This window comes from Yoonia sp. R2331 (assembly GCF_041103235.1).
GTDB lineage: Bacteria > Pseudomonadota > Alphaproteobacteria > Rhodobacterales > Rhodobacteraceae > CANMYO01.
The window spans coordinates 1,573,875-1,600,126 of the sequence record NZ_JBGCUN010000001.1 but is presented as its reverse complement, the minus strand read 5'-3'; the positions used below and the strand labels follow the sequence as shown (position 1 = coordinate 1,600,126).

General features: G+C 58.3%; 27 protein-coding genes and 1 pseudogene. 14 read left to right on the top strand and 14 right to left on the bottom strand.

The window, feature by feature from the left end; translation table 11 throughout:
• Positions 1 to 168 precede the first annotated feature (168 nt).
• Both ctaA and AB3Y40_RS08250 read left to right on the top strand, forming a co-directional pair.
• Positions 169 to 1,311, top strand: a complete 1,143-nt coding sequence (gene ctaA / locus AB3Y40_RS08255) for a heme A synthase (RefSeq protein WP_369438312.1) — start codon at positions 169 to 171, stop codon at positions 1,309 to 1,311.
• On the top strand, positions 1,311 to 2,780 hold the full coding sequence (locus AB3Y40_RS08250; RefSeq protein ID WP_369438311.1) for a carboxypeptidase M32: 1,470 nt from the start codon (positions 1,311 to 1,313) through the stop codon (positions 2,778 to 2,780). The genes ctaA and AB3Y40_RS08250 overlap by 1 nt, the downstream gene beginning before the upstream one ends.
• A 12-nt stretch (positions 2,781 to 2,792) precedes the next feature.
• On the opposite strand, the gene AB3Y40_RS08245 is transcribed toward AB3Y40_RS08250, so the two are convergent.
• The gene (locus AB3Y40_RS08245; RefSeq protein ID WP_369438310.1) at positions 2,793 to 3,578 is read right to left on the bottom strand and encodes an enoyl-CoA hydratase; all 786 of its coding nucleotides are present in this window, start codon (positions 3,576 to 3,578) and stop codon (positions 2,793 to 2,795) included.
• Positions 3,579 to 3,629: 51 nt separating this feature from the next.
• Here AB3Y40_RS08245 and AB3Y40_RS08240 point away from each other — a divergent pair, with 51 nt between their 5' ends.
• Positions 3,630 to 4,049: a PaaI family thioesterase gene (locus AB3Y40_RS08240; protein ID WP_369439625.1), complete on the top strand. Its 420-nt coding sequence runs from the start codon at positions 3,630 to 3,632 to the stop codon at positions 4,047 to 4,049.
• 43 nt (positions 4,050 to 4,092) lie between these two features.
• On the opposite strand, the gene AB3Y40_RS08235 is transcribed toward AB3Y40_RS08240, so the two are convergent.
• Entirely contained in the window at positions 4,093 to 4,320 is a 228-nt protein-coding gene (locus AB3Y40_RS08235; protein WP_369438309.1) for a DUF1127 domain-containing protein, read from the bottom strand.
• Between the two features lie 83 nt (positions 4,321 to 4,403).
• On the opposite strand from AB3Y40_RS08235, the gene AB3Y40_RS08230 reads away from it, so the two are divergent.
• The 5 genes from AB3Y40_RS08230 to AB3Y40_RS08210 all read left to right on the top strand — a co-directional run bounded on the left by AB3Y40_RS08230 (position 4,404) and on the right by AB3Y40_RS08210 (position 8,578).
• On the top strand, positions 4,404 to 5,804 hold the full coding sequence (locus tag AB3Y40_RS08230) for an aminotransferase-like domain-containing protein (RefSeq protein WP_369438308.1): 1,401 nt from the start codon (positions 4,404 to 4,406) through the stop codon (positions 5,802 to 5,804).
• Between the two features lie 148 nt (positions 5,805 to 5,952).
• Positions 5,953 to 6,414: a 50S ribosomal protein L13 gene (gene rplM / locus AB3Y40_RS08225; protein WP_369438307.1), complete on the top strand. Its 462-nt coding sequence runs from the start codon at positions 5,953 to 5,955 to the stop codon at positions 6,412 to 6,414.
• Positions 6,414 to 6,914 (top strand): 30S ribosomal protein S9, encoded by a 501-nt coding sequence (gene rpsI / locus AB3Y40_RS08220; RefSeq protein WP_369438306.1) that lies wholly within the window; start codon positions 6,414 to 6,416, stop codon positions 6,912 to 6,914. The genes rplM and rpsI overlap by 1 nt, the downstream gene beginning before the upstream one ends.
• A gap of 105 nt (positions 6,915 to 7,019) precedes the next feature.
• Positions 7,020 to 7,826 (top strand): FkbM family methyltransferase, encoded by an 807-nt coding sequence (locus tag AB3Y40_RS08215; RefSeq protein WP_369438305.1) that lies wholly within the window; start codon positions 7,020 to 7,022, stop codon positions 7,824 to 7,826.
• Complete coding sequence (locus tag AB3Y40_RS08210) at positions 7,823 to 8,578, top strand: hypothetical protein (RefSeq protein ID WP_369438304.1); 756 nt, start codon at positions 7,823 to 7,825, stop codon at positions 8,576 to 8,578. The genes AB3Y40_RS08215 and AB3Y40_RS08210 overlap by 4 nt, the downstream gene beginning before the upstream one ends.
• A 12-nt stretch (positions 8,579 to 8,590) precedes the next feature.
• On the opposite strand, the gene AB3Y40_RS08205 is transcribed toward AB3Y40_RS08210, so the two are convergent.
• From AB3Y40_RS08205 to mnmA, 8 genes and pseudogenes are all read right to left on the bottom strand, one after another.
• Positions 8,591 to 9,106: an acyloxyacyl hydrolase gene (locus AB3Y40_RS08205; RefSeq protein WP_369438303.1), complete on the bottom strand. Its 516-nt coding sequence runs from the start codon at positions 9,104 to 9,106 to the stop codon at positions 8,591 to 8,593.
• Between the two features lie 18 nt (positions 9,107 to 9,124).
• Entirely contained in the window at positions 9,125 to 9,742 is a 618-nt protein-coding gene (locus AB3Y40_RS08200; protein ID WP_369438302.1) for a TetR/AcrR family transcriptional regulator, read from the bottom strand.
• Positions 9,735 to 10,604 carry a polyphosphate kinase 2 gene (ppk2, locus tag AB3Y40_RS08195; protein WP_369438301.1) on the bottom strand — a complete coding sequence of 290 codons (870 nt, stop codon included), beginning with the start codon at positions 10,602 to 10,604 and terminating at the stop codon, positions 9,735 to 9,737. The genes AB3Y40_RS08200 and ppk2 overlap by 8 nt, the downstream gene beginning before the upstream one ends.
• 45 nt (positions 10,605 to 10,649) lie before the next feature.
• The gene (locus tag AB3Y40_RS08190) at positions 10,650 to 11,642 is read right to left on the bottom strand and encodes an alpha/beta fold hydrolase (protein WP_369438300.1); all 993 of its coding nucleotides are present in this window, start codon (positions 11,640 to 11,642) and stop codon (positions 10,650 to 10,652) included.
• Positions 11,632 to 12,546, bottom strand: coding sequence for a homoserine O-acetyltransferase MetA (gene metA / locus AB3Y40_RS08185; protein WP_369438299.1), 915 nt, complete (start codon positions 12,544 to 12,546; stop codon positions 11,632 to 11,634). Before metA ends, AB3Y40_RS08190 begins: the two co-directional genes overlap by 11 nt.
• 36 nt (positions 12,547 to 12,582) lie before the next feature.
• On the bottom strand, positions 12,583 to 13,446 hold the full coding sequence (locus tag AB3Y40_RS08180; RefSeq protein WP_369438298.1) for an ATPase: 864 nt from the start codon (positions 13,444 to 13,446) through the stop codon (positions 12,583 to 12,585).
• Between the two features lie 268 nt (positions 13,447 to 13,714).
• A pseudogene (locus tag AB3Y40_RS08175) lies at positions 13,715 to 15,160 on the bottom strand (aldehyde dehydrogenase family protein).
• 220 nt (positions 15,161 to 15,380) lie between these two features.
• The gene (gene mnmA / locus AB3Y40_RS08170; protein WP_369438297.1) at positions 15,381 to 16,520 is read right to left on the bottom strand and encodes a tRNA 2-thiouridine(34) synthase MnmA; all 1,140 of its coding nucleotides are present in this window, start codon (positions 16,518 to 16,520) and stop codon (positions 15,381 to 15,383) included.
• Between the two features lie 128 nt (positions 16,521 to 16,648).
• Between mnmA and sciP the strand changes: the two genes are divergently transcribed.
• From sciP to AB3Y40_RS08145, 5 genes are all read left to right on the top strand, one after another.
• Positions 16,649 to 16,927, top strand: a complete 279-nt coding sequence (gene sciP / locus AB3Y40_RS08165) for a CtrA inhibitor SciP (RefSeq protein WP_369438296.1) — start codon at positions 16,649 to 16,651, stop codon at positions 16,925 to 16,927.
• Positions 16,928 to 17,016: 89 nt separating this feature from the next.
• Positions 17,017 to 17,730 carry a response regulator transcription factor CtrA gene (gene ctrA, locus AB3Y40_RS08160; RefSeq protein ID WP_369438295.1) on the top strand — a complete coding sequence of 238 codons (714 nt, stop codon included), beginning with the start codon at positions 17,017 to 17,019 and terminating at the stop codon, positions 17,728 to 17,730.
• 180 nt (positions 17,731 to 17,910) lie between these two features.
• Positions 17,911 to 20,031 carry an NAD-dependent DNA ligase LigA gene (gene ligA, locus AB3Y40_RS08155; protein ID WP_369438294.1) on the top strand — a complete coding sequence of 707 codons (2,121 nt, stop codon included), beginning with the start codon at positions 17,911 to 17,913 and terminating at the stop codon, positions 20,029 to 20,031.
• The gene (gene recG, locus AB3Y40_RS08150) at positions 20,028 to 22,118 is read left to right on the top strand and encodes an ATP-dependent DNA helicase RecG (RefSeq protein ID WP_369438293.1); all 2,091 of its coding nucleotides are present in this window, start codon (positions 20,028 to 20,030) and stop codon (positions 22,116 to 22,118) included. The genes ligA and recG overlap by 4 nt, the downstream gene beginning before the upstream one ends.
• A 109-nt stretch (positions 22,119 to 22,227) precedes the next feature.
• Positions 22,228 to 22,350, top strand: coding sequence for a hypothetical protein (locus tag AB3Y40_RS08145; RefSeq protein WP_369438292.1), 123 nt, complete (start codon positions 22,228 to 22,230; stop codon positions 22,348 to 22,350).
• Between the two features lie 189 nt (positions 22,351 to 22,539).
• Here the strand turns inward: AB3Y40_RS08145 and AB3Y40_RS08140 are convergent, their stop codons facing one another.
• The gene (locus tag AB3Y40_RS08140) at positions 22,540 to 22,986 is read right to left on the bottom strand and encodes an iron-sulfur cluster assembly scaffold protein (protein WP_369438291.1); all 447 of its coding nucleotides are present in this window, start codon (positions 22,984 to 22,986) and stop codon (positions 22,540 to 22,542) included.
• Between the two features lie 65 nt (positions 22,987 to 23,051).
• Between AB3Y40_RS08140 and hisI the strand changes: the two genes are divergently transcribed.
• Positions 23,052 to 23,420, top strand: coding sequence for a phosphoribosyl-AMP cyclohydrolase (gene hisI / locus AB3Y40_RS08135; RefSeq protein ID WP_369438290.1), 369 nt, complete (start codon positions 23,052 to 23,054; stop codon positions 23,418 to 23,420).
• Here hisI and gluQRS read toward each other — a convergent pair.
• The 3 genes from gluQRS to trmFO are packed head-to-tail and all read right to left on the bottom strand — an operon-like array spanning position 23,386 to position 26,250.
• Positions 23,386 to 24,258: a tRNA glutamyl-Q(34) synthetase GluQRS gene (gluQRS, locus tag AB3Y40_RS08130; RefSeq protein ID WP_369438289.1), complete on the bottom strand. Its 873-nt coding sequence runs from the start codon at positions 24,256 to 24,258 to the stop codon at positions 23,386 to 23,388. The genes hisI and gluQRS overlap by 35 nt on opposite strands.
• Positions 24,255 to 24,872, bottom strand: coding sequence for a class I SAM-dependent DNA methyltransferase (locus AB3Y40_RS08125; protein WP_369438288.1), 618 nt, complete (start codon positions 24,870 to 24,872; stop codon positions 24,255 to 24,257). Before AB3Y40_RS08125 ends, gluQRS begins: the two co-directional genes overlap by 4 nt.
• A gap of 22 nt (positions 24,873 to 24,894) precedes the next feature.
• Positions 24,895 to 26,250 (bottom strand): methylenetetrahydrofolate--tRNA-(uracil(54)-C(5))-methyltransferase (FADH(2)-oxidizing) TrmFO, encoded by a 1,356-nt coding sequence (trmFO, locus tag AB3Y40_RS08120; RefSeq protein ID WP_369438287.1) that lies wholly within the window; start codon positions 26,248 to 26,250, stop codon positions 24,895 to 24,897.
• Positions 26,251 to 26,252 lie beyond the last annotated feature (2 nt).

Below are 26,252 nucleotides of genomic sequence, written 5' to 3'. Positions count from 1 at the left end.
GTATGACGTCTGCGCTGGTTAATCCCCTTGTTTTGTTGCGTTAAGACCTTGATTCGCGCACATGCCGACAGTCTGCCGCAAACAGGTTAACAAACTGCCGCGACACCCCGACGCTTGCCCCCGCCCGGCACCGCTCTTAGGTTGCGCCAGACGAGCAGGAGAAGACCAATGGCTGACAAGCCCCGCAGCATTTTCGAAGACGTGAACACGACCGAAAAACAGACCGCGACCCCCGGTGGCATTGACCGTGGTGGCGAAGGCGCACGCGGCGCGATCCGGGCCTGGCTGATGGTGCTTTTTGCCCTTGTGGTCCTGATGATCGCCGTCGGCGGCTTGACCCGTCTAACCGACAGCGGCCTGTCGATCACCGAATGGAAACCGGTGACCGGCGCGCTGCCACCGCTCAGCGCCGAAGCCTGGGAGGTGGAGTTTGAGAAATACCGCGCGATCCCCGAATATCAGTTGCAAAACAAGGGGATGGAGCTTTCGGAATTCAAAGTCATCTATTGGTGGGAATGGGGCCACCGGCAATTGGGCCGGGTCATGGGCGTGGTTTGGGCGCTGGGTCTGGCCTATTTCCTGCTGCGCCGACAGGTGCCCACAGGCTGGACCGGACGGCTGGTTCTGGTCGGCGCGTTGGGCGGGCTGCAAGGGGCCATCGGGTGGTGGATGGTCAGCTCTGGCTTGCGGCCCGGGATGCTTGATGTGGCCTCTTACCGGCTTGCGGTTCACCTTGGATTGGCCTTCGTGATTCTGGGGCTTCTGGCGTGGTATGTGCTGGCCTTGTCGCGCCGATCTGCCGATCTGTTACAGGCCCGACGGTCGGGTGATCCGACCCTCTGGACCCTATGCTCATGGTTAATGGGGCTGACCTTCCTGCAGATTCTGCTGGGCGCATTGGTCGCAGGCATTGACGCTGGCCGCGCTTATCCTGACTGGCCCTTGATGGCAGGGGGTATTTTCCCCCCTGATCCCTTTGGCCTGACGCCGCTTTGGCGCAACTTTTTTGAAGATGCAGGTCTTGTGCAATTCATCCATCGCACAGTGGGTTACCTGTTGTTTTTGTTCGGCATTTTCGTCTGGTGGCGTGGCCGGTCTGTCGCCAATACCCGGACCCGTTTTGCGCTGAACGCGATGCTTGCGGTGATGTTCCTGCAGGTCGTACTGGGCATTGTTACGGTGATCTATTCAGCCCCCGCGCATATTGCGATCGTGCATCAATTGGGCGCTGTTCTGCTATGGGTGCTGATCCTGCGAACCCGTTTCCTCACCCGCTATCCCCATCCTCAATCCGTCCGCGGAGGCCGCTAATGTCTGCTTATAACGACTTGATGTCATTTGAGAAAACCACGCAGGCCCTGGGCCAGATTGCCGGACGTCTTGGCTGGGATCAGGAAACCGTGATGCCCGCAGGTGCTGTCGAACAACGGGCCGAAGAACATGGTGCCATGGCCGCCGTCCTGCACGCACGCCGCACCGATCCGCGCATCGGTGACTGGCTGGCCAATGCCAAGGCAGAGGACGATGTCGCTGCTGCAAATCTGCGTTTGATCTCAAGGGAGTATCGCCGCAATGCGCGTGTCCCCGAACGGCTCGCGGTGGCGCTTGCCAGCACAACCAGCCGCGCACATCGGATCTGGGCCGATGCTCGACAGGCAGAGGATGTTGCCGCCTTCCTGCCGATCCTCAAAGAGGTTATCGCCCTGCGCCGGGAAGAGGCTGCCGCAATCGCTGATGGCACACGACCCTATGACGCGCTACTGGCCGACTACGAACCCGGCACGACAGAAGCAGAGATCGCGGCGATGTTCGATGCATTGCGGCCGCGTTTGGTCGCATTGCGCCAGGCCATTCTCGATCAACCGGCGGTGCCAGCGCTGACCCAAACCTTTGATGAGGCGGGACAATTGGCGCTTTCCGCAAAACTTGCGGCGACGTTTGGCTATGACCTCAACCACGGTCGGATTGACAAAGCCGTGCATCCGTTTTCCAGCGGGTCGGGGCTCGACGTGCGCATCACCACACGCACCACGCCAACCGATCCGTTCAACTGTTTCTATTCGACAATACACGAGGTCGGCCATGCCGCCTACGAACAAGGCATTGATCGCGCTTACCTTTTGACGCCGCTGGGGCGAGGGGCGTCGATGGGAGTGCATGAAAGCCAAAGCCGCATATACGAAAACCAACTGGGACGAAGTGCGGCCTTTACCGGCTGGCTTTACGGGCAAATGCGCGACACCTTCGGTGACTTCGGGGTTGCGGACGAGACGGCGTTCTATGCCTGCGTCAACCGCGTCACTGACGGCTTTATCCGGACCGAGGCGGACGAGGTGCAGTACAACCTGCATGTGATGCTGCGCTTCGATCTTGAGCGGGCGCTGATCTCGGGCGACCTGATGCCTGACGATCTGGAGGCGGCTTGGAACGACCGTTTCCTGTCCGATTTCGGGACAGCAGTCGACAAGCCTTCAAACGGTGTTCTGCAGGATGTGCATTGGTCCGAGGGGCTGTTTGGCTACTTTCCGACCTATTCGCTGGGCAACGTTTATGCAGGCTCCCTGCATCAGGCCTTGCGCACAGCGGTACCCGATCTGGACGCGGACCTTGCGCGGGGTGACACAACTGCGGCGACCACATGGCTGCGCGAAAATTTGCAGCGCCATGGTGGGCTTTATGAACCACGTGACGTCATTGAGCAGGCCGCTGGTCAGCCTGTGTCGGTCGAACCGCTCCTGGACTATCTTGAAGCGAAATTCGCAGGAATTTACGGACTTTAGCAGGCGGTGAGCCTATTCCGCCCAATCCGGCTTTCGCTTTTCAAGAAAGGCGTTGATACCTTCTTCGGTGTCGCGCACCAGCATGTTTTCCACCATGACGTCACCGGTGTAGCCATAAGCCTCTGCCGTGTTTAGCGCGGCTTGGGCGTAAAAGGCTGACTTGCCAATCCGCACAGCACTTCCCAGCTTTGACGCGATTGCTTTAGCCAGATCATGGGTCGCAGCAGGCAGGTCGGCGATGGGCGCAGTACGGTTGATAAGACCGAGAGTTTGCGCCTCGGCAGCGCTGACAAACCGGCCCGTCGTCAGCATTTCAAACGCAGCCTTGCGGTTGACGTTGCGCGTCAGGGCGACCATTGGGGTTGAACAGAATAGCCCGATATTCACGCCGTTGACCCCGAATTTGCAGTCCTCTGCCGCAACAGCCAAATCGCATGTTGCGACCAACTGACAACCTGCCGCCGTGGCGATGCCATGCACCTGCGCGATGACCGGCTGCGGCAGAGACTGAATGCGCAGCATCAACGCGGCACAGCGGTCAAATAGGTCTTTCATCGCCGCAGCGCCACCGTCCGGTGCTGCGCGTTTGGCTTGCATTTCTTTAAGGTCATGACCGGCGCAAAAGGCCTTGCCCTCACCGGCCAGAATGACGACCCGGATGTCAGGGTCAGCGGCAATCTCATCCAACGTTTCATGCAGCGCTGCGATCATCGCATCTGACAACGCATTCAGGCGGGCAGGGGCCGTCAACGTCACTGTCGCAATATGGTCGGCATCGGTACGGGTCAGCATTGCCATTGGGTCCTCCGCATGGTCACTTTACAAAGTATTAGGGCAGGGAACGGCATGATGGAACCAGTGATGGATGTGGCGGGTCTGACCGCCTTTCTGGCAGAGGCTTTTCCAGAAGTTGATGGTGAGTTTGCCGTAGACACCGTGACCGACGATGGCGTTATGGTGCGTTTGCTTGTCGGCGACCGGCATTTGCGGCCCGGCGGCACGGTATCTGGACCTGCGATGTTCAGTCTGGCGGATGTCGGCGTCTATCTGGCGGTGCTGTCGCGCATTGGGCCAGTGGCTTTGGCGGTGACCACAAATTGCAGCATTGATTTCATGCGCAAACCTGTCGCTGCGCAGGATCTGGTTGCGACGGTGCGGTTGCTAAAACTGGGCAAACGGCTCGCCGTTGGAGACGTATTGATCCGCAGTGCGGGGGAAACGGCGATCGTGGCGCGGGCAAGTTTGACCTATGCGATCCCTGATCGGTAAAAAGTGGGCCGGTCGCAACCGGCCCAGTCAGGAAGAGGCGGGGTTACCCCTGCCAGAACGGTTTGTCCGCCTCGCGCTGCGCGTCGGGTGCGGATACACCGATGTCGTCCAGTTCATGTGCCTCTAGACGGGATAAGGCGCGTCGCGACCGGCTGCGCGTGTCCCATGCGGTTACAACAACGGCCAGCGCGATCAGCACACGCGCGAGGGTGGGCAAGGTCTGATGGTTTGGTGTGGCGTCGTGGAACGCCGCATGAACGACATGTGACATGGTGATTTCCGATTTGTATTGATACAATGTTGCAGTATGCTGCACATATATTGATACAATGTGCAGGAAAATCGGTCTATAAAATGATTGTACCCGATACAAAATGGCGTCCTGACCTGAGCGGCGCAGGTAAATCGAAATACAAAGCGCTGGCGCAGGCCATTCGCGACGGGATCGCCAGCGGTGCGCTTGCTGCAGGCAGCAAGCTGCCGCCTGTGCGAGATCTGGCCTATCAGGTCAGCGTGACACCGGGCACCGTGGCGCGGGCCTACCGGCTTTTGACGGATGAAGGGCGTCTGACGGCAGAAGTCGGGCGCGGGACTTTTGTGGCGGGCACTTTGCGGCGCGAACTTCCCGTCCAGACGCCGCTTTTGTTCAAGGTCAATGAAGAGACCGCCGATTTTCGCAGCAGCCGTGTGCCGGACGTGGGGCAGGGCCGGTTGATTGATGCGGCCTTTGTTCGGCTTGGCGAGCGTCATCGCAGGCGTCATATCAATTACCCCACCGCCGAAACCGATCTGGAGGCGCGCGAGGCTGTTGTCACATGGCTGGGCCACGACAGGTTGGGCCAGTTCGACGCCAGCGATGTGATCCTTGGGAACGGGGCACAGAACTGCTGTATCCTGGCGTTGCAGGCTGTGCTTCACGGTGCGCACCCCGTGATCCTGACCGAAGAGCTGGCCTATCCCGGTGTCCGTCATGCCGCGCGGATGCTGCGGGCCGAGGTGGTGGGCGTTGCGATGGATGATGAGGGTATCCTTCCCGACGCGCTGGCCGCCGCCTATCGCCAGCATGGCGCGCAGGTGCTGTTGACCGCCGCAGAGGTGCACAGCCCCACGACGATCAAGACCAGCGCACGGCGCAAGGCCGAAATAGCGGCAATGGCGCAAAATCTCGGGCTGACGATTATCGAAGATGACTGCCACACCACGGCACCCAGCGATGTGCCGGCTTACCGCGCGCTTGTCCCGCAACAGGCCTATTTCGTATCCTCCTTGACCAAAGCGGTCAGTGGCGCATTGCGGTTCGGGTTCATTGTCGCGCCGAGCGATCTGGCTCCGGCGCAACGGCAGATCGCCCAAAGCTCTTTCTATGGGGTGGCGCAGCCCATTTTGGATGTCTGCACCGATCTGATTGCCCGCGGCGATGCGCAGCAAGTGCGAGATCGTGTTGTTGCACAAACCGCCAAACGCGTCCGTCAGGCCGTCAATGTACTTGGCGGCTGGGATTTGCGGTGGCGCGAGGATGCGCCGTTTGTCCTGTTGCATCTGCCGCAGGGCTGGCGCGCGTCTTTGTTCGTGTCCGCTTGCGAGCGGAAGGGGATCATCATTCGGGGGGTGGACGAATTTGCACTGGCCGATGGACGCGCGCCGAATGCGGTGCGGCTTGGTGTCAACACCTGCGCCGATGACGCGCGTTACGCGCAGGCCTTGCAGGATATGAACCATTTGCTGCAACATCCAGAGATGTCGATGGAGGGGTAGATGGGGTAAAATATTACCTATTTTGTAAGCCATTGATAATGCGAAATTAAATCACCAGAGCGGCGCTTGACTGGCACAGCGGCGGCTATATAAGCCACCCATCCGAATGCAGGGTGCGCAATGCATCCCCCAACCGCTTAGGTGAGATATGAAAACCTTTACCGCTACCCCGGCGGATATCGACAAGAAATGGATCCTGATTGACGCCGAAGGCGTTGTTCTGGGCCGTCTTGCTTCGATCATCGCCATGCGCTTGCGCGGCAAGCACAAGCCGTCGTTCACGCCGCACATGGACATGGGCGACAACGTGATCGTCATCAACGCTGAAAAGATCCAGATGACTGGCAACAAGCGTGATGAGAAATATTATTGGCACACAGGCCACCCCGGCGGCATCAAGTCCCGCACCAAGGGTGAGATCCTGGAAGGCGCGCACCCTGAGCGTGTCGTGATGAAAGCCGTTCAGCGCATGCTGCCCGGTGGTAAGCTGAGCCGTCAGCAAATGACTCACCTGCGCGTATTCGCAGGCACAGAGCATGGCATGGACGCGCAAAAGCCCGAAGTTCTGGACGTCAAAGCCATGAACAAAAAGAACACGAGGACTGCATAATGGCCGATCAAGTGAACTCTCTCGAAGAGCTGGGCGCTGTTGCCGAAGGCATCGAAACTGTCGACGCACCCGTCGCAGAGCCGGTCATCACCCGTGAACCTGTCCGTGACGAGCTGGGCCGTTCTTATGCAACTGGTAAGCGGAAAGATGCGGTTGCCCGCGTCTGGATCAAGCCGGGTTCCGGCAAAGTCACCGTGAATGGCAAGGATATGGACACATATTTTGCTCGGCCCGTGTTGCAGATGATCCTGCGCCAGCCGTTTCAGGTGGCCGGTGTTGTCGATCAGTTCGACGTGATGGCCACGGTTGCCGGCGGCGGCCTGTCTGGTCAGGCCGGTGCGGTCAAGCATGGTGTGTCCAAGGCGCTCCAACTTTACGATCCGACCCTGCGTGCCGCGCTGAAAGCAGCCGGCTTCCTGACCCGCGACAGCCGCGTGGTTGAGCGGAAGAAGTACGGTAAGGCCAAGGCGCGGAAGAGCTTCCAGTTCTCCAAGCGCTAATCGTCTGGACCTTGAATATTTGGAATTGGCCGCCGCGGGGCGGCCTTTTTCGTTGTGGATGGCGATGGCTGAATTATGGTGTCGGCACGAACCAAAAGGACAGGCATGAAGCATCTGATCAAAGCGGCACTGCGCCAAGCAGGGTTTGAGCTGCGCAAGATCCCGAGGGTCAAACCGGGATACTCAAAGGACGTGGCGTTTCTGAAATCAGGCGCGTTCGAGGTTGCCTATACAGAGGCAAAATTGGACGACAGCACCTATTTCGCACCCGGATACGCGCTGCACAGGCCCGCCGTTCAGGGCGTTCTGCAAGGCATGTTGTACGAACCTGACACGCACAAGTTTGTAACTCGATTTTGCGCGGAAAACGCAGGATCGATGGTACATGCGGGTACGTTCTTTGGCGACATGCTGCCGACATTTGCCGCCGCGGTTCAAGGCAAGGTCTATGCCTTTGAACCGGTGCTCGAAAGCTTTGTTCTGGCAAAGCTGTGCATTACGCAAAACGATCTGTCGAATGTGCTTTTGTTCAATGCCGGATTGGGCGCAGATCTTGCGCCCATGAAAATCAATACGGTGCAATTGGATGGGCGCCATGCGGGCGGGGCGTCCAAACTAGGGGCTGATGGGCAACCTTGTGTTGTCTTGAACATTGACCGGCTCGAAGCCGATGATGTGGTGCTGATCCAATTGGACGTCGAAGGTTTCGAACTTCAGGCCCTACAAGGGGCCACCAAAACGATAGCCCGCTGCCGCCCGGTGATTGCGATCGAAGACAACGAAAAGGCCTGCGATGGGTTCCTGACCGAACAGGGCTATGCCAAGACCGCACAGATCCCGGGGCTTGATATCTGGTGCCCGAAGGAAGTTGCAACGCTGAGCGCGCAGGTGAAAGAGATGACCAACGCATGACCGTGTGGCGTGGCCAGTTTCTGTCGCTGGGCCAAAGGCTGGGCTATCTGCCGCTGCGCGTCCGCCATCCACGCCCGAAGGCGGGACAAAAGGTGGTGCATTTTCTGCATATTGGCAAGAATGCAGGGTCTCAGGTTGGGCTGACGGCGACTGCGCTGGGGCCTAACCATCCCAAGGTGCGCATCGTCAAACATGGGCATGATGTGCAGTTGCGACACCTGCCAGAGGGCGTGGATTATTTCTTTTCCGTGCGCAACCCGGTGACTCGGTTCAAGTCGGGGTTTTACAATCGCAAGTCCAAGGGGCTTCCGGTGCGGTTGGTCGAATGGTCGTCACACGAAGCACGAGCATTTGCGGCGTTTGATCATGCCAGTGATCTGGCAGAGGCTTTATTCGAAGACAGCGCGCAAGGCCGTGACGCCTGGTCTGCCATGGCCAGCCTGCGACATGCGGGCCAACATCAGGCGGACTGGTTCTTGCAACGCGGTGCGTTTCTGGATCTATGCCCCCCGGTTCATATTCTTCGGGCCGAGTATTTTTCTCAAGACTTCAGCGACTTTGCGCGCAAAGTTGATCTACCAGCAGATACATTGAATGCCGGTGACGATACGGCTGCGCGAGTGACTGATTATGGGGATATCCCTGAGTTGTCAGACAAAGCGGTGGCCAATCTGGAACACTGGTATGCCCGAGATGTTGCGTTCTATGCGATGTGCAATGACTGGATCAACACGCATCCGCCAGACGCCTAGGGCCGCTTCGAATTAGTCCAGCAGAATACTTAGCTTCAGCGAGATCGTCTCTAGCCCCGGGTTCAGCGCCAGACGATCTGCGTTCGACCGGTGGTCATAGGCAAGCGCCAGCGTCGCCCCGCCATCAAAGGTGTAGCCAAGTCCCAGCGAGGACCGAAATTGCAGGTTTCCGCCAATATCGGGGCCCGCGCCGCCACTGTCGTAGCCAGGCATGAACGACGCTTCGACAAAAATTGGGCTATTGGCGACGATTGGTTTGGTCCAAAGAGCACCAGCGCCGACCCAAAACCTTTCCTGGTCGGTCATCGTCGCCATCACGATTGGCTGAAACGGCCCATAGCTGCGCGCAAAGGCATAGCCGATACCCAATTCTTCACCGATGATTTCACGGTCAAATTCGACACCGCTGGCTTGCAGAAAAAGCCGTGCGTCATTGCTTTCAAGCTGCAAACAACCGGTTGGACAATCGTTCAGGGCCATATCTGTTAGGCCCGCGATAAAGAATATCGCGGCAAGTGTCCCGTCCATCGCGCTGCCCTTTGCCTGTCAGTCGTCAGGGGCAATCAGCCCCAATCCGCGCAAATAAACACCGATACCGGATTCAAGCAAGTCTTCGGGCGGGTAGGGGCTTTTGGTGCCGGGGCTGCCACGGGCAAAAAGTTCAACCACCCCATGGCTAAGCGCCCAGATATGGGCCGAAAACATCGCAGGCGGCGGTCGTTTTTCGGCTGGGATGTGCTGGGACAATTCGACCGCAGCTTTTTCCAAAACACCCAACGCCTTGGTGGCGGCGGCATTAAGGGCCGAATTGTGATTGATCGAGATGCCGCTTTCAAACATCGCGACGTAGTGGCCGGGATACTTGCGGGCAAACGCCAGATAGGCGCGGCCGGTGGATTCAAAGGCTGACAGGGCCGAGGGTTGGCCTTTGTCATAGGCAAACTCCATCAATTCACCAAAGATTCCATAGCCTTGCAAGGCGGCCTCGGCGATCAGGTCCTCGCGACCCTCAAAGTGGCGGTAGACGGCGGCGGGGGTCACGCCCGCCTCGCGGGCGGCTTCGGACAGGGTGAATCCGGTGGGGCCCTTGACCTCGATCAGTTTCAGACAGCCATCGACCAACGCTTGCCGCAGGTTGCCATGATGATACCCGCGCTTAGACATTCCAGATGTCGATGCCCCCGGCGATTTGGCCGTCAACATTGCCAATGGCGTCGTCGTGTTTGCGGGCATAGTCCAATTGGGTCAGCACTGCACGGATCGTATTCACGCGCGCACGGCGTTTGTCGTCTGACCGCACCACCAGCCACGGGGCGTGATCTGTGTTCGTGCGGGTCAGCGTTTCTGCGATGGCGTCGGAATAGGCATCCCATTTCGCCAATCCCTCAACATCAATCCAGCTGAGTTTCCACTGCTTGAGAGGGTCATCTTCGCGGTCCAGAAAGCGTTTTAGCTGGGTTGCTCGGCCAACGTTCAGCCAGACCTTAAAAAGCTTGATGCCTTCGTCGACAAGCAATTTCTCAAAATCCGCGACTTGGTCAAACCATGCGGCGCGCTGTGCAGGGGTACAAAAGCCAAAGATATGTTCAACAACGCCACGATTGTACCAAGAACGGTCAAAGAACACGATCTCGCCGGCGGCAGGCATGTGCTTGATATAGCGTTGGAAATACCACTGGGTGCTTTCATCCTCGGTGGGTTTAGACAAGGCCACAACGCGGGCCTGACGTGGGTTCAGGTGTTCGCGAAACCGTTTGATCGTCCCGCCTTTGCCTGCTGCGTCGCGACCTTCAAAGACCACGACAATGCGTTGCCCGTCTTCTTGCGCTGCGGCTTGCAGTTTGACCAGTTCGATCTGAAGTGCGGCCAGCGCCGCTTCATAGTCGTCCCGTTTCCAGCGTTTTTCATAGGGAAAATCGGGGTCCAAAATACGGCCCTTTTGGGCGCTCTGGATCGCGTCGCGCACGTCGTCGGGTGCATCGTCGTTAAAATAGCGGCTGATGCCACCGTCAAACGGTTTCGTCATGGGTATGTCCTTGTCCTCATATATGATTATGGGGACGCAAGCGGCTTAGCGCAATCCGGCGCGCACCGCGGCACGATCAATTGCGGCAACTGCGGCCTCTGGGTCATTTTGGTGAGGCATGTGGCCGATACCGTCCAGCATGGTCAAGTTGGCAGAAGGCACAATCTTGATGATTTCCTTGCTGTGGACATGCGGCGGTACGGTTGTGTCAGCGCTGCCGTGCAGGATTTCAATGGGCAGGGTTAGGTCGGGGTAACGTTTTGCCATTTCAACCACATGGGGGCGCAGCGTGTTTACTTGCCGGACATTGGCGCGGAAGCTGTCTGCGCGGATCGTCAGCGGTGCGCCGATGTATTCGGCATAGCCGGCAGGTGGCTGTTGCGGCGCAAAGGTTTCAACAATGGCGCTGTCAACACGGTCCTGCGGGACAAAGGCGGACAGAAGCGGCACCAATACCGCGCCGCCAAGTGCAGAGCCGTTGTAGACATAGTACCAGCCCAGATCGCCGGGCCATGGCATTGCCACCCCGGCGAGAGAGACAATGGCAGCGGCATCTTGTGACGATTGCGTATCAAGTCCCTGCAGGGCCCAGGCTATTGCCACGATCCCGCCAAAGGAATGGCCAACAACCACCGGATCCTCGATCCCGATCTGTGCGGCGGCCTCGCGCAACATGGCCGCTTGGGCCAAAGGCGGGTCGCCTTCGGTGGCAAAGGCGCCCGTGTCGACCCCAGGCACCCGGTCGGTATAACCAAGACCGGGCCTGTCGAACGCGGTGACCGTGTAACGGTCGGACAAGCGGTCCATGAGGTCAAAAGTGAACTCTCGCAAGTTGCCACCTGCACCATGAAGCAGGATCACATGTGGACCAGACCCCTCTTGCACATAGTGGACCCGGCCACCGGTCACATCGACAAATTGACCAATGGGGGGATAGGCCGCCTCTGCCGCCGCCGATTGCCGGGAAGAGGCGATCTCTGTCGCCACAGCGCCGACCCCCGCAATCAGGGCGGTGATGGTCAGTGCTTTACGTGCCAATTTTGTCCAACTCATAATGTGTCGTCTGATATATCTCGTTGATCCAGTTGCCGTACAAGAGGTGCGCGTGACTTCTCCATCTGTTTTGAGGGTCCCGAGCGGGATCATCGTCAGGGTAGTAGTTCATCGGCACATTGATCGGCGTCCCATTAGACACGTCACGATCGTATTCTTGTTTCAAAGTTTCGCTATCATATTCAAAATGATTGAAAATATAGAGCGCACGATGCTTTGGATCCTCGACCAGACAAGGGCCAGCGTCGGCTGAGGTGATCAGCGTTTGCAGGCCCGCACCGTCGATTTCCCCTTGCCGCATTTCCGTCCAGCGGCTGACCGGGATCACGCAGTCATCCGAAAACCCGCGCAAATAAGGTGAGGCGGGGGCCTGATTGCTGTGACGAAAACAGCCGAACAGCTTTTGATCCAGCAGGTGCTTTTGCACGCCGTGGAAATGGTTGATCATCGCCATGCCGCCCCAGCAAACGCCAAAGGTGGAATGCACGTTGGTCTGGGTCCAGTCAAAGACCTCGCGCAGCTCGTCCCAATAGCTGACCTCTTCAAATGGCAAGTGTTCGATGGGCGCGCCCGTAATGATCAGCCCGTCAAATTTTTCGCCGCGCACGTCCTGAAACGGGCGATAGAATTCGGCCATATGTTCGGCAGCGGTGTTCTTGGTCTGATGTTCGGACATGCGGATCAGCGACAGCTCGATCTGCAAAGGTGTGGCCCCGATTAGACGCGCAAACTGGTTCTCGGTCTGAATTTTCTTGGGCATCAGGTTCAGCAGGGCGATCCGCAGTGGGCGGATGTCCTGACGGCCTGCGGTGTCTTCGTCCAGCACCATCACGCCTTCGCGGTTCAAAACGTCATAGGCGGGCAGGGCGGCGGGCAGTTTGATCGGCATCGGATTTTTCCTGATAAGAGAGCAGAGATAGGCGGGTTAGCCGCGCATCTCAAGGGCGTCAGCGATCATGCTGACAAAGCCCTCCGTATCTTTGACGCCTTCCACGGCGGCCTGCGGGACGGTCAGGCCCCATTTGTCCGCCATCGCCTGATAACGTGGCTGGCGATGGGCCAGCGCCTTGGCAAAGGCCCAGCGAATGAAATCATCGGGATCTACCTGATCCGGCGCTGTGCCAAATTCGACCAGATAGGCCTGCCAAGTCGCGAGCAAAAAGGCGGGGTCATAAGACATCGGCTTGGGTTCACGATCAAACCGGCGGATAAGCTCTGCGGTGTGAGCGTCAGTGCCTTTGATCCAAACCATCAGCGTCTTGGAGGCCAGATCCGTCATGATCGGGTCATTCGGATTGTTCACATCGACCCATTCGCAGATCGACCCGCCGGTGTCGCAAACGAAGTGCGGATAATGGTAAAGGTCCACGGCCCGGTCGATGAAATAACCGGTGTCATGGAGTGCTGCGACCTCTGCCGCCTGAAACTGATCCTGACGGCGGGTATATTCTTCCCACGGCAGGCCGCCCTTGGCCGGATCGCCGGGCTTGCCCAGATAGGACGACATCGGTTTGAGATCGTCGAAAGAGATGTTCGATCCGATATAGATGCTGTTGGACTGCAGAAGATCGCGCAGGAACGGCACTTTCATCGCTTCGCGCTTGGCGTTGTCCGCGATCTTTTCGCCCATGTAGCGCGTACCGATGCGGTAATCGATGGAGTAGTGGAACCAGTCGCCGGTGTCGCGCAGCATTTTGGACAGATAGGTCTTGCCCAAGCCCGACATCGCGAACAAGAGCACGCGTTTTTGCGGGGCGTTGCGCCAATCAGATGCGGACAAATAGATCATGAACGCTTGGGTAATGGCCCGCTTGTGCAAGGTCCAGAGGTACCGCTACTTTTGCACGGTTTCTGTGGCTTTGGTGGCGAGGTTGGGGGGTGCTTGGGAGGCTAGAACAACATCAGGCCAAGACCGGGCAGTGACCGACCTGAAAGACATCCGCAACGGTCCCGCAACGCGCGGCATCCCCACCAATTTGACGTCGGATTGCTTTAAAGGGTGCAAAACTGCCCTCCTGGGAGAGGTCTGGCAGTGCCCGGAATCGTAAATCTGTCATTTATCCCTTTAGCTTGATCGCGACGTTCTTCGTTTGCACATAATTCCACAGTGCTTCGCGGCCCTTTTCGCGGCCATAGCCCGACTTGCCGTATCCGCCAAAGGGAGTTTCGACCCCGCCTGCATACCATTCGTTAACAAAGACCTGACCGGCGCGGATGTCGCGGGCGGCGCGCGTGGCGCGGTCGATATCGCGGGTGAAGACCCCGCCGACAAGGCCGTAGGGGGTGCCATTGGCAATGTCGATCGCCTCTTCATCCCCGTCAAAAGATAGTACCGACAGGACCGGGCCAAAGACCTCTTCGTTGGCGATCGTCATATCTGGGGACACATCGGCCAGAATGGTCGGTTCAAGGAAGGCACCGGGGATGTTCATCTTGCGCCCGCCGGTCACCACGCGGACGCCTGCTGCCTCTGCGTCGCTGATCATGCCAGCGGCGCGGTCGCGTTGGCCTTCGGATACCATCGCGCCCATGTTGGCCCCAAATGTCGGCCGGTCGATCCCCGGTCCTACAGAAAGCGACTTGGCAACACCTGCGACCCGTTCGATCAACTCGTCCTTACGGCTTTTGTGCACGATCACGCGGCTCATCGCGGAACAGACCTGGCCTGCGTTAAAGAAGATGCCCCAGCGCACGTCATTTTCAAAAGCGTCGAGATCGGCGTCATCATGTACGATAGCGGCCGATTTGCCGCCCAACTCCAGCACACAGGGCACCACATTGGCGGCGGCGGCAGTTGCAATCGCGATGCCGGTTTGAACCGACCCGGTAAAGACGATCTGGTTGACATGACGATGGGCGGACAGCGCTGCTCCCGCCTCATGCCCCAAGCCACACAGAATGTTCACTGCACCGTGCGGCAGACCCACGGCCTCGGCGGCATGCGCGAACCAGGCGTTGGTCAGTGGCGTCATCTCTGGCGTTTTGATTACGACTGTATTGCCGGTGGCAAGGGCTGCGGACAGGGACCGCGCCGTCATTTCCAGCGGATAGTTCCACGGGATGATCTGGGCTGAGACGCCGTATGGTTCGTGCGTGGTAAAGTCGAATTAGCCCGACCCCAATGGGATTGAGCGGCCTTCGACGGTTTCGGCTTGATTGCCGTAGTATTCGAAATAACGGGCGGCGCCTTCGACCTCGATCCGCGATTCCCACAAGGGTTTGCCTTGCTCGTGGGTCAGGACCGGCGCGATCTCTTCTATGTGTTCGAGCAAATAGCGACCCATCGCTTGTACCATCCGGCCACGCACGACGGGACGCAGGTTTGACAAGGCACCAGTCAAATGTACCCGCCGCGCAGCCATCACTGCGCGGTCCACGTCAGCGGCATCAGCCAAGGCGTGGCTGGTCAGCTTTTGGCCGGTGCCGGGATCCATCACATCAATCTGGCCCGCGCCGCCATCGACCCAAGCGCCGTCGATATAATTCTGCCAATAGTCTTTCATGGAACGCTCCGGCAATGTGATGAACCTGCTTACCGCGCTGTCCGTGGAACGCCTGTCTCAGAGCGGCATCAATCTTCTTCAAGCGACGTCTGGGCGTCGGTTTGGATAAGGCAGACGGCAGGGGTATCCCCAACGCGTAGATGACACATGACCATCCTGTGATAGCAAATGTGGTCTGGAAGGATTGCTTCGACACACCGCCCGTTTGGACGGCGCCGCCCTAGTATCCGCGCCAGATCCAGCCACCGCCAAGCACGCGGCTGCTGTCTGGATCATAGAATACGCAGGCCTGTCCGGGGCTGACACCTTCTTCGGCCACGAGCAGTTCAACCTCGGCCTCCGTGTCCGAGATCGGGCGCAGAATCGCGTCTGTCGGTGGACGGGTCGACCGGACTTTGACGGCGATCTGTCGTTCACCACCCTCCAGTAATCCGCCGTCACCTAGCCAGTTGATTTCCCGCAAAGGTACACGGCGCGTCGCGAGCATGGATTTGGGCCCCACGATGACCTGTTTGGCGTCAACGTCGAGCTTGACCACATAGAGTGGATCCGCCAGCCCCCCGATACCAAGGCCGCGCCGTTGGCCGATGGTGTAGTGGATTACTCCGTCATGTGTGCCCAGAACGTTGCCGTCGACATCCACAATCTCGCCGGGTTCGGCGGCACCGGGGCGCAGCTTTTCGATCACGGCGGCATAATTGCCGTTGGGGACAAAACAGATGTCCTGGCTGTCGGGCTTGTCAGCCACGCTCAACCCGTATTTCGCGGCCAGCGCTCGGGTTTCATCCTTGGAGGGGTGATGCCCCAACGGGAAGCGCAGGTAGTCCAATTGTTCTTGTGTGGTCGAGAACAGAAAATAGCTTTGGTCCTTGGTCGGGTCCGCGGCACAATGCAATTCGGCACCCGCATCACCCATCATCCGTTGAATGTAGTGACCGGTTGCCATGCAATCGGCATCAAGGTCGCGCGCGGTTTCCAACAAATCCTTGAACTTCACACGCTCATTGCAACGGATGCAAGGAACGGGGGTCGCCCCGGCCAGATAGCTATCGGCGAACTCGTCGATCACCGCTTCGCGGAAGGTGTTTTCGTAGTCCAAAACGTAATGGGGAAAGCCCATTTCTTCGGCCACGCGGCGCGCATCGTGGATATCGCGTCCTGCACAACACGCGCCCTTTTTGGCGAGCGCGGCACCATGATCATAAAGCTGCAAGGTCACGCCCACGACATCATAGCCCTCTTCTGCCAACATTGCCGCCACAACAGAGCTGTCGACGCCGCCAGACATGGCAACGACCACTCGTGTTTCAGCAGGCGGCTTGGCAAAACCGAGCGAATTCAGGGCAGGATCAAGGGGCATCTGCGGTCCTTTGAGCGAATTGAGCAGCAAATATAGGAAAATGCGGCATACTTCCAACCCGCTGCCTACACCAGTCATTAAGCGATTTGCGTCATGTAGGGCGAAATTGAGCAAGAAAGGCGCGAAAAATGTATCTGCGCAAGATCGATGGACCCCGGTCCGTTACATTGCCGGACGGCAGTATTCTGACGCGGGCCGACCTGCCGTCGCCAAAAACTCGTCGCTGGGTGGCGTCCCGAAAAGAGGCAGTGGTCAGGGCTGTGATGTCCGGGCTGATTTCGCGTGAGAACGCGATGGAAATGTATGCCTTGTCCGAAGATGAATACGACGAGTGGGAAAATGCCGTGCGCAACCACGGGCGTGATGCCCTCAAGACGACAGCGATACAACGCTATAGACAACCTTAGGGAGAGTCGCCATAATTCTCCGTGTCGGTAACCGGTGATTAACCATTCAGCGTCTAGGTTGATCTAACGATTTCATGCGGAGATAGCCAATGCGCGTATTGCTGGTCGAAGACGATCCAACCACTTCCAAAAGCATCGAACTGATGCTGAGCCATGCCAACCTGAATGTCTATTCCACCGATCTGGGGGAAGAAGGCATCGATCTGGCAAAGCTCTATGACTATGATCTTATCCTTTTGGATATCAATCTGCCCGATATGACCGGGCACGAAGTGCTGCGACAATTGCGGCTGGCGCGTATTGATACACCGATTCTGATTCTCTCTGGTGCCGACGATACCGAAAGCAAGCTGAAGGGCTTTGGTTTCGGGGCCGACGATTACCTGACCAAACCATTCCACCGCGAAGAACTGGTGGCGCGCATTCATGCGATTATCCGCCGGTCCAAAGGGCATGCGCAGTCCATCATCAAGACCGGCTCCGTGGCGGTGAACCTTGATGCTAAGACTGTCGAGGTTGAAGGTCAGACCGTGCATTTGACCGGCAAGGAATATCAGATGCTGGAATTGCTGAGCCTGCGCAAAGGCACGACGCTGACCAAGGAAATGTTCTTGAACCACCTTTATGGCGGCATGGATGAACCCGAATTGAAGATCATCGACGTCTTTATCTGCAAGCTCCGCAAGAAGCTGAACGAGGCGACAGGGGGCGAAAACTCCATCGAAACGGTCTGGGGCCGGGGCTATGTGCTGCGCGATCCCGAACCGGCTGTCGCGGCAGAGAAAATCGCGCTCGGCGCTTAAGTCAAAATACAATGCGAAGAATCGGCGGTCCAGACCTGGGCCGCCGTTCTTGCGACTAGACCAGACCGCCGACCGCGCCTAAAACCTTAGGGCCGGTTCCTGTCCGGCGTAGCAACATAGGGGACCGTTGCGGTGGCTGGCCAATCTTCTGACAAGCAGAATAACATTGCGGGCATCGACGTGAGTGTTGCTACTGAGGATTTGTCAAAGGAACAGGCACGCGCCTTGCTGACAAAATTGGCCGATTTGCTCGCTCAGGCCAATCAAGACTATCACACCGCAGATGCACCACGGTTGTCCGATCGCGATTACGATGCCTTGAAGAGGTACAACACCGGAATCGAAGCGGCCTTTCCATCCCTTAAACGCGCAAACAGCCCCAGTGATCAGGTTGGCGGACCTGTGGCCGAAGGATTCGGTAAGGTCAAACATGCGGTCCGCATGCTGTCTTTGGCAAATGCCTTTGACGATGACGATGTGCAAGATTTTGACGATCAGGTCCGTAAGTTTCTTGGCCTTGGGGCAGATGCGCATTTGTCCTATACAGCCGAACCCAAGATTGATGGGCTGTCGCTGTCATTGCGTTATGAAGATGGTGTACTTGTGCAAGCCGCGACACGTGGCGATGGCGAGACCGGCGAAAATGTCACCGAAAATGCGCGGACAATCGCGAATATCCCGCAGCAATTGACGGATGCGCCGTCTGTGCTGGAAGTCCGGGGCGAGGTTTACATGTCGCATGCCGACTTTGCCGCATTGAATGACAGACAAGCCAAGAATGGCAGTAAGACCTTTGCCAACCCGCGTAACGCCGCAGCCGGATCATTGCGCCAATTGGATTCGTCGATCACCGCCGCACGCCCGTTGATGTTTTTTGCCTATGCATGGGGTGACGTCTCTGACCCGTTTGCGACAACGCAGTCCGGCGCAATCGCAAGGCTGGGCGATTGGGGATTTGACACCAATCCCCTGACGCAGCTGTGCGACGGTCCAAAGACCTTGCTTGCGCATTACCAGCTGATTGAGCAGCAGCGCGCCAGTTTGGGCTATGACATCGATGGTGTGGTCTACAAGGTCGATGACCTTGGACTGCAACGCCGATTGGGTTTTCGATCGACGACCCCTCGCTGGGCAATTGCTCACAAATTCCCGGCAGAACTGGCCTGGACTCGGCTGAACGGCATCGACATCCAAGTGGGCCGCACGGGTGCGCTGTCGCCCGTTGCGCGGCTTGATCCGGTAACGGTTGGCGGGGTCGTTGTCAGCAATGCGACGCTGCACAACGAGGATTACATCGCGGGTATTGGCGGTGACGGTGCCCCGATCCGAGACGGGCGCGATCTGCGTGTGGGCGATTGGGTGCAGGTCTATCGCGCAGGCGATGTAATTCCCAAGATCAAGGATGTGGACCTGTCCAAGCGGCCTCCAGATGCCCAGCCATTTGTTTTTCCTCAGGCCTGTCCGGAATGCGGGTCTGCCGCGATCCGAGAAGAGGGGGATGCCGTGCGCCGCTGCACCGGCGGCCTGATTTGCCCGGCTCAAGCGGTTGAAAAACTGAAGCATTTTGTAAGCCGGGGTGCCTTTGACATCGAAGGTTTGGGTGCCAAGCAGGTAGAGGCGTTCTATTTCGACGCGGATCTGCCGGTCAAAGAACCCGCCGATATTTTCACGCTGGCGCGGCGGGATGAAGCGAACCTTGCCAAGCTGAAGAACCGTGATGGCTGGGGCGACACCTCTGTGCGGAACCTGTTTGCGGCAATTGACGAACGTCGCAAAATAGCGCTGAACCGTGTGCTGTTTTCGTTGGGCATTCGCCATGTGGGCGAATCGGGCGCGGCGATGCTCGCCCGCCACTACGGGTCATGGTCCGTCTTCGCCGAGGCCATGGACGAAGCGACCATTGGCGAGGGTGCTGCCTGGGATGATCTGCTTGGCATCGACGGGGTTGGCGCTGTGATGGCGACCAGCCTGATTACCACGCTGCAGCAATCGGCGGAACGTGCCAGCATCGACTCACTGATTGCAGAGTTGGATGTGCAGGATGTCGCGGCCCCCACCACCGATGGCAGCCCGGTCGCGGGCCAGACTGTTGTGTTCACCGGCACATTGGAAAAGATGACGCGATCCGAGGCCAAGGCCCGCGCCGAAGCCTTAGGCGCCAAGGTTGCGGGGTCTGTCAGCGCCAAGACGGACCTGTTGGTTGCAGGACCGGGGGCAGGGTCAAAGGCCAAAAAGGCCGCTGAGCTTGGGGTCGAAATGATTGACGAAGACGCATGGCTTGCCTTGATCGGTGATGCATGACCGGACGCCCCGAGGTTCTGTTTCCGCTGTTTGCTGACGTTACAGTGTTGGATGGCATTGGCCCGAAGACAGCGCAGAACCTCTTACAGATCGGTATCGCCAAGCCCCGCGATCTACTTTTGACCTTGCCCGTATCGGGCGTGGACAGACAAAAACGTGACAGCTTGCGCGATGTGGTGCCGCCAGCCACCTTGACGGTCGAGGTGACGGTGCAGGATCACATCCCACCCAAACAGAAAGGGCGTCCGTATCGTGTGAATGTGAGTGATGCGCAAACGGCTTTTCAGCTCGTCTTTTTTCATGCGCGCGGGGACTACTTACAGCGGCAATTGCCGACCGGGCAGCGTCGCGTGGTCTCGGGCAAGATCGAGCTTTTTGACGGCATCGCGCAGATGATGCACCCCGACTACATGGTTGCAGTAGATGCCGGTGATGACATTCCTGCCTTCGAACCGGTCTATCCGCTGACCGCAGGTGTAACTCAACGAACCATGTGGAAGGCCTCGCGCGATGCGCTGGGGCGGGTTCCGGATTTGCCCGAATGGATCGACCCGCATTTGCGGACCAAGGAAAACTGGCGCGATTGGAAAGGCGCATTGCAGGATGCGCACACTCCCGGAAACATGTCGGCGCTTGCGGCAGAGGCGCCAGCGCGGGCGCGGCTGGCCTATGATGAACTGCTCGCGCATCAGTTGACCCTGGCACTTGCCCGCGCGCAGGCCCGGCAAAAACCGGGGCGTGTGTCGCAGGGCAACGGTGTGCTTTCGACCAAGGTTTTGGCCGTGCTGCCCTATGCCCCGACGGGGGCGCAGACCCGATCCATTGCGGAAATCGCCGATGATCTGGCTGCACCGCATCGGATGAACCGCTTGCTGCAAGGGGATGTGGGGTCCGGCAAGACGCTGGTTGCACTGATGGCGTTGCTGACCGTAGTTGAAGCAGGCGGGCAGGGCGTGATGATGGCCCCTACGGAAATCCTTGCCCGTCAGCATCTGGAAGGGTTGCGCCCCTTGGCAGAGGCGGCGGGCGTGACGCTCGATATCCTGACCGGGCGCGACAAGGGGCCAGACCGCGCCGCCAAACTGGCGCGCTTGGCGGCAGGAGACATCCAGATCCTGGTTGGCACCCACGCGGTGTTCCAAAAGGACGTGGCCTTTGGTGACTTGCGGTTGGCGGTGATTGATGAACAACACCGCTTTGGGGTGGCGCAACGGATGGAACTGGGGGCCAAGGGGCAGGCGGTCGATGTACTGGTGATGACCGCGACACCGATCCCGCGGTCACTGTCACTGGCGCAATACGGCGATATGGATGTCAGCGTATTGGACGAAAAGCCAGCTGGCCGGACACCTGTCCAGACCGCCTTGGTTTCAACCGAACGCATGGACGAGGTGATCGAAAAATTGCGACAGGCGGTGGCCGAAGGGCGGCAGGCCTATTGGGTCTGCCCCTTGGTCGAGGAAAGCGAAGTCAGCGACATGACCGCCGCAGAAGAACGGTTCAAACGCCTGCGCGCGGCCCTTGGTGAGGGGATCGTAGGGTTAGTCCATGGGCAGATGCCGCCGGTCGAAAAAGACGCGGCGATGGCGCGGTTCGTGGTTGGCACCACCAAGGTTCTGGTTGCAACGACAGTCATCGAGGTTGGTGTGAACGTCCCTAATGCCTCGATCATGTTGATCGAACGCGCCGAATCTTTCGGACTGGCGCAATTGCATCAGCTGCGCGGGCGCGTGGGCCGGGGATCGGCCGCATCGACCTGTTTGTTGATGTATCAAGCACCCCTGACCGAAAGCGGCAGGCGGCGGTTGGAAATCCTGCGAGAGACAGAGGACGGTTTTCGCATTTCCGAAGAGGATCTGGCCATGCGTGGTGCGGGCGACGTGATTGGCACCGCTCAATCGGGGCTGCCACGTTTTCGCATCGCTGATCTGGAACGGCAGACCGCCCTCATGCAATTGGCGCAATCGGACGCCCGCAAATTGCTGCGCGATGATCCATCGTTGACATCAGACCGGGGGCAGGCGGCGCGGACCTTGTTGTGGCTGATGGAACAGGACAAAGCGATTCGTTTGTTATCAGTGGGTTAGAGCGCCGCGGACCATTTTGTTCACAAATGTTCTTAAAAAGTTCTTTACAGTTGATTAACCATATGAGAACAAAGGGGCAACAAAACGAACCGAAGCAGGAGACACCCACATGGCCAAGGACATCAAGAACGTCATCGTCAATGCACATGACACGCTGATCGCCGACGCTTTGGGTGCTGTTGCCCTGATCGTCATGTTGTTTGTCGGATTGTCCTTGCCCGGGGCTTTCTGACCTGCCTTGCATCCGGTCCGGGTGTCGTCGTTGCACTGACCCACACGCAAAGACGTAATGACCTGCCTGTCCGATATCTGATCTGGGTTTGCCTGCCCGTCATCAGATCACCCGTCCCACCGGATGCACTTTCCTGCCGCCGCCATCCCGTCCCGGATGTGCGGCGGTTTTTTCTTTGAATGCAGGTTTTTAGCTGCTGATCTTCACGTCATCAAATGCGCCCAGCGTGGCCTCAAACGCCAGCATGATCGAGGCATGGCGGTTCTTGTAGTCACGTGCAGGTTCCAAAACCTCGAGGCCTGCAAAGGGGGCATCAGGCACCGGGCCGCCAGCTTTCAACATAGCGAGCAATTGGTCACGGCCCTTGGTGATCGTCGCCCGGTCAAGCCCGACAACCTCGCGCCCGACGACAGATGCAGCGGCCTGACCCAGCGCACAGGCCTTCACGTCTTGCGCATAGCCGGTGACCTGATCGCCATCCAGCAACAGGTCAACTGTCACGGTTGATCCACACAAGGGCGAGCGTTTCTTGCAGCTGGCATCAGGGTCCGTCAGGCGGTCCGTGTGCGACAAATCTGCAGCCAACGCGAGGATGCGCTGCGAGTAGAGCTTCATCAGATCGGCATCGTTTGACACGTGTTTGCCCTTTGCTTCTTCTCCCCCTAGATAGGGCCAACACCGCTTGATGCAAAGGTAAAGAAATGCCCTTCGATCCCGCCTCACTGAAGTATGATTCAAACGGGTTGATCCCGGCAATTGCGCAAGACGCCAACTCTGGCGAGGTTTTGATGATGGCCTGGATGAATGCCGAAGCAGTCGCGCGTACGCTGGAGACCATGCAGGTGACCTATTGGTCGCGGTCCCGGCAGGAATTTTGGGTCAAGGGGGCAACTTCGGGTCATACGCAGGCACTTGTTGATTTTCGGATTGATTGCGACCGCGATTGTATCCTGATGGAGGTCGTGCAAGTCGGTGCAGCCTGCCACACGGGGCGTCGCACGTGCTTTTTTACAGAAGTGAAAGACGGTGCAGAGGTTATCCTTCCGGAAGAAGCCCAACCATCCGCCTGATATCGTTCGGCGTGGCGCCATCGGCGCGGTATTTGGCCAAACTGCGGGCATCGTCCCGTTTTGCCAGCCGTTTGCCATGATCGTCACGGATGAGCCGGTGGTGGTGGTAGGTCGGAGTCGGCAGGCCAAGGACGGCCTGTAAGAGCACATGGATTTGCGTGGCCTCAAACAGATCAGCACCACGCAGCACATGGGTCACGCCTTGTGCGGCGTCATCCAGCACCACGGACAGGTGGTAGGAAGTGCCAATGTCGCGGCGAGATAACACAATGTCACCGACTTTGGACGTCAGGGCATTCAGTGTGACGGTGTGGTTTCCGTTCGGCGCGCCGGTCTCCAGAAACGAGAGTCCGGTTCCGTCAAACAACCCCTTTGGCACGGTTGTCAGATCAAGGCGCAAAGCGGCGTCAGCGGGGGGGGCGGCCGGATAATGATCGCGGTCTTCAGGCAAGTTGCGACAGGTGGCAGGGTAGATGATCCCGTCAGGCCCATAGCTGACACCTTCTTGCGGTGCAGATGCCGCTGCACGAATATCCGCGCGATTGCAGCGGCAGGCATAAAGCAGCCCGTCCCACCACATCTGGTTGAGGGTTTCACGATAGACATCCAACCGATCCGATTGCCGCATCACGGGGGTTTCCCATGTCAGCCCGAGCCAGGCCAAATCATCGTAAATCTGTGCTTCCCACGCCGGTCGCGCGCGGCTTTGGTCGATATCCTCGATCCGCAGCAGAAACCTGCCGTCCGCAGACCGGGCCATATCGTGTGCCAAAAGCGCCGAATAGGCGTGTCCCAGGTGCAATGGCCCGGTGGGCGAAGGCGCAAAACGAGTGATCACCTGCGGCGCAGAATTATAACGTCGGACTTCATACCGACATCGTCCAAATGGGGACCATGCTCGCGAAAAATGACCTCGACCGTGCCAGCGGCAACCGCATCATCAAGTGCTGCGATGTAACTGGCATCCGCCAACGTTGGATCATTGTAGGAAAACGCTAGCAATCCGCCGGTGTTCAGCTTGTCGATCAGCGGGGCCAACATATCCGCGGGTGCTGCACCAAGACTGACAACACCGACGGCCAGCACCACGTCATAAGCGCCACGGCCAAAGGTCAGTGCGCCGGGTTCTGACAGCCAAACCTTGTCGTAGACGCCGCGCTTTTCGGCCTGCTCCAGCATCTCGGGCGAAATGTCAGTGCCGTGCAGCGCGGTAAAGCCAGCCGCCCGCAAAGCCAGACCAGAAAGGCCCGTGCCACATCCATAATCCAGCATCGGTACCTTCAAATCCGCAAATTGTGCGACCGCATCGGCAATCCGGGCCGGGGTGTGATAACCCCGGGCCGAGACATCCGCATCATAGGTCGCGGCCCAATCTGCGTAGACTTGCATGGTCTCTTCGACAGGGCGGGGCATCCAAAGCTGCGGTTTCAGCACATCTTTTTTGTCAGTCATGCGGCCAACGTAGTCCGTGGTCTCAAGCGGCGTCCAGCGCCTTGTTGCTCAGCCATGCAAGCCAGTCCGCCTTGGCGCGGTCGGTATAACCTTTGTAGCGTTCCTTGCGGCCCTTGCGTCCGCCTTTCATGCCATCAAGCGGCGGGAAGAGGCCAAAGTTCACGTTCATTGGCTGGAATGTCTTGGCATCCGCGCCGCCAGTGATGTGTGTCACCAAAGCACCCATTGCTGTCGTCTCTGGCACTGGCGGTAGCGTCTGACCTGTCAGCTCTGCCACGGCCATGCGTCCGGCCAAAAGTCCCATCGCGGCACTTTCGACGTAGCCTTCAACTCCGGTGATCTGTCCAGCAAAGCGGACGTTTGGTTTGGATCGGAGCCGCATATCGGCATCAAGCAACGTCGGCGAGTTGATGAAAGTATTGCGATGAATTCCACCCAGACGCGCAAATTCAGCATCCTGAAGTCCGGGAATCATTTTGAAAACAGACTTCTGCGCGCCGTACTTCATTTTCGTCTGAAAGCCGACGATATTGTAAAGCGTGCCAAGCGCGTTGTCGCGGCGCAACTGCACAACGGCATAGGCTTTTTCGTCCGGCTTGTGGCTATTGGTCAGGCCAATCGGCTTCATCGGGCCAAAACGCAATGTCTCGCGACCGCGTTCGGCCATCACTTCGATGGGCAGGCAACCGTCAAAATATTTGGCTGTCTCTCCGTCCTTGAACTCTGTCTTGTCGGCGGCCAACAGCGCGTCGATGAATGCCTCATATTGGTCCTTGGTCATCGGACAATTCAGATAGGCGGTGCGTTCTGCCTCTGTCTCTCCCTTGTCGTACCGGGATTGCATCCAGGCTACGTCCATATCCACGCTGTCGAAATAGACGATCGGCGCGATGGCATCAAAGAATGCCAGTTGTTCGGCCCCGGTTTCCTGGCGGATCGATTCTGCCAGCGCGCCAGAAGTCAGCGGGCCAGTGGCCACGATCCAGTGGCCTTCGTCGGGCAGGGTGGTGATTTCTTCATACGACACTGACACGTTGGGATGTGCCTTGAGGGCCACAGTAACACTTTCAGCAAAGGGATCACGGTCAACTGCAAGCGCCCCACCTGCCGGCAAGCGATGTTTGGTTGCCATTTCCATAATCAAACCATTGGCTTGGCGCATTTCCCAATGCAGCAATCCAACGGCATTTTGTTCGTGGTCGTCGGATCGGAAAGAGTTGGAACACACCATCTCACCCAGATTGCCGGTGCGGTGGGCGAAGGTTCCGACCTTTGGGCGCATCTCGTGGATGACAACGTTCAGGCCCGCATTCGCTGCCTGCCAAGCGGCTTCGGATCCGGCCATGCCGCCGCCGATGATATTCAGTGTCTTGCTCATGC

Bases quoted from the DNA above. Each gene is read 5' to 3' on its own strand.
- ctaA (WP_369438312.1), top strand. From the start codon at position 169: ATGGCTGACAAGCCCCGCAGCATTTTCGAAGACGTGAACACGACCGAA.
- AB3Y40_RS08250 (WP_369438311.1), top strand. From the start codon at position 1,311: ATGTCTGCTTATAACGACTTGATGTCATTTGAGAAAACCACGCAGGCC.
- AB3Y40_RS08245 (WP_369438310.1), bottom strand. From the start codon at position 3,578: ATGGCAATGCTGACCCGTACCGATGCCGACCATATTGCGACAGTGACG.
- AB3Y40_RS08240 (WP_369439625.1), top strand. From the start codon at position 3,630: ATGGAACCAGTGATGGATGTGGCGGGTCTGACCGCCTTTCTGGCAGAG.
- AB3Y40_RS08235 (WP_369438309.1), bottom strand. From the start codon at position 4,320: ATGTCACATGTCGTTCATGCGGCGTTCCACGACGCCACACCAAACCAT.
- AB3Y40_RS08230 (WP_369438308.1), top strand. From the start codon at position 4,404: ATGATTGTACCCGATACAAAATGGCGTCCTGACCTGAGCGGCGCAGGT.
- rplM (WP_369438307.1), top strand. From the start codon at position 5,953: ATGAAAACCTTTACCGCTACCCCGGCGGATATCGACAAGAAATGGATC.
- rpsI (WP_369438306.1), top strand. From the start codon at position 6,414: ATGGCCGATCAAGTGAACTCTCTCGAAGAGCTGGGCGCTGTTGCCGAA.
- AB3Y40_RS08215 (WP_369438305.1), top strand. From the start codon at position 7,020: ATGAAGCATCTGATCAAAGCGGCACTGCGCCAAGCAGGGTTTGAGCTG.
- AB3Y40_RS08210 (WP_369438304.1), top strand. From the start codon at position 7,823: ATGACCGTGTGGCGTGGCCAGTTTCTGTCGCTGGGCCAAAGGCTGGGC.
- AB3Y40_RS08205 (WP_369438303.1), bottom strand. From the start codon at position 9,106: ATGGACGGGACACTTGCCGCGATATTCTTTATCGCGGGCCTAACAGAT.
- AB3Y40_RS08200 (WP_369438302.1), bottom strand. From the start codon at position 9,742: ATGTCTAAGCGCGGGTATCATCATGGCAACCTGCGGCAAGCGTTGGTC.
- ppk2 (WP_369438301.1), bottom strand. From the start codon at position 10,604: ATGACGAAACCGTTTGACGGTGGCATCAGCCGCTATTTTAACGACGAT.
- metA (WP_369438299.1), bottom strand. From the start codon at position 12,546: ATGCCGATCAAACTGCCCGCCGCCCTGCCCGCCTATGACGTTTTGAAC.
- AB3Y40_RS08180 (WP_369438298.1), bottom strand. From the start codon at position 13,446: ATGATCTATTTGTCCGCATCTGATTGGCGCAACGCCCCGCAAAAACGC.
- mnmA (WP_369438297.1), bottom strand. From the start codon at position 16,520: ATGCCCCTTGATCCTGCCCTGAATTCGCTCGGTTTTGCCAAGCCGCCT.
- sciP (WP_369438296.1), top strand. From the start codon at position 16,649: ATGTATCTGCGCAAGATCGATGGACCCCGGTCCGTTACATTGCCGGAC.
- ctrA (WP_369438295.1), top strand. From the start codon at position 17,017: ATGCGCGTATTGCTGGTCGAAGACGATCCAACCACTTCCAAAAGCATC.
- recG (WP_369438293.1), top strand. From the start codon at position 20,028: ATGACCGGACGCCCCGAGGTTCTGTTTCCGCTGTTTGCTGACGTTACA.
- AB3Y40_RS08145 (WP_369438292.1), top strand. From the start codon at position 22,228: ATGGCCAAGGACATCAAGAACGTCATCGTCAATGCACATGACACGCTG.
- hisI (WP_369438290.1), top strand. From the start codon at position 23,052: ATGCCCTTCGATCCCGCCTCACTGAAGTATGATTCAAACGGGTTGATC.
- AB3Y40_RS08125 (WP_369438288.1), bottom strand. From the start codon at position 24,872: ATGACTGACAAAAAAGATGTGCTGAAACCGCAGCTTTGGATGCCCCGC.
- trmFO (WP_369438287.1), bottom strand. From the start codon at position 26,250: ATGAGCAAGACACTGAATATCATCGGCGGCGGCATGGCCGGATCCGAA.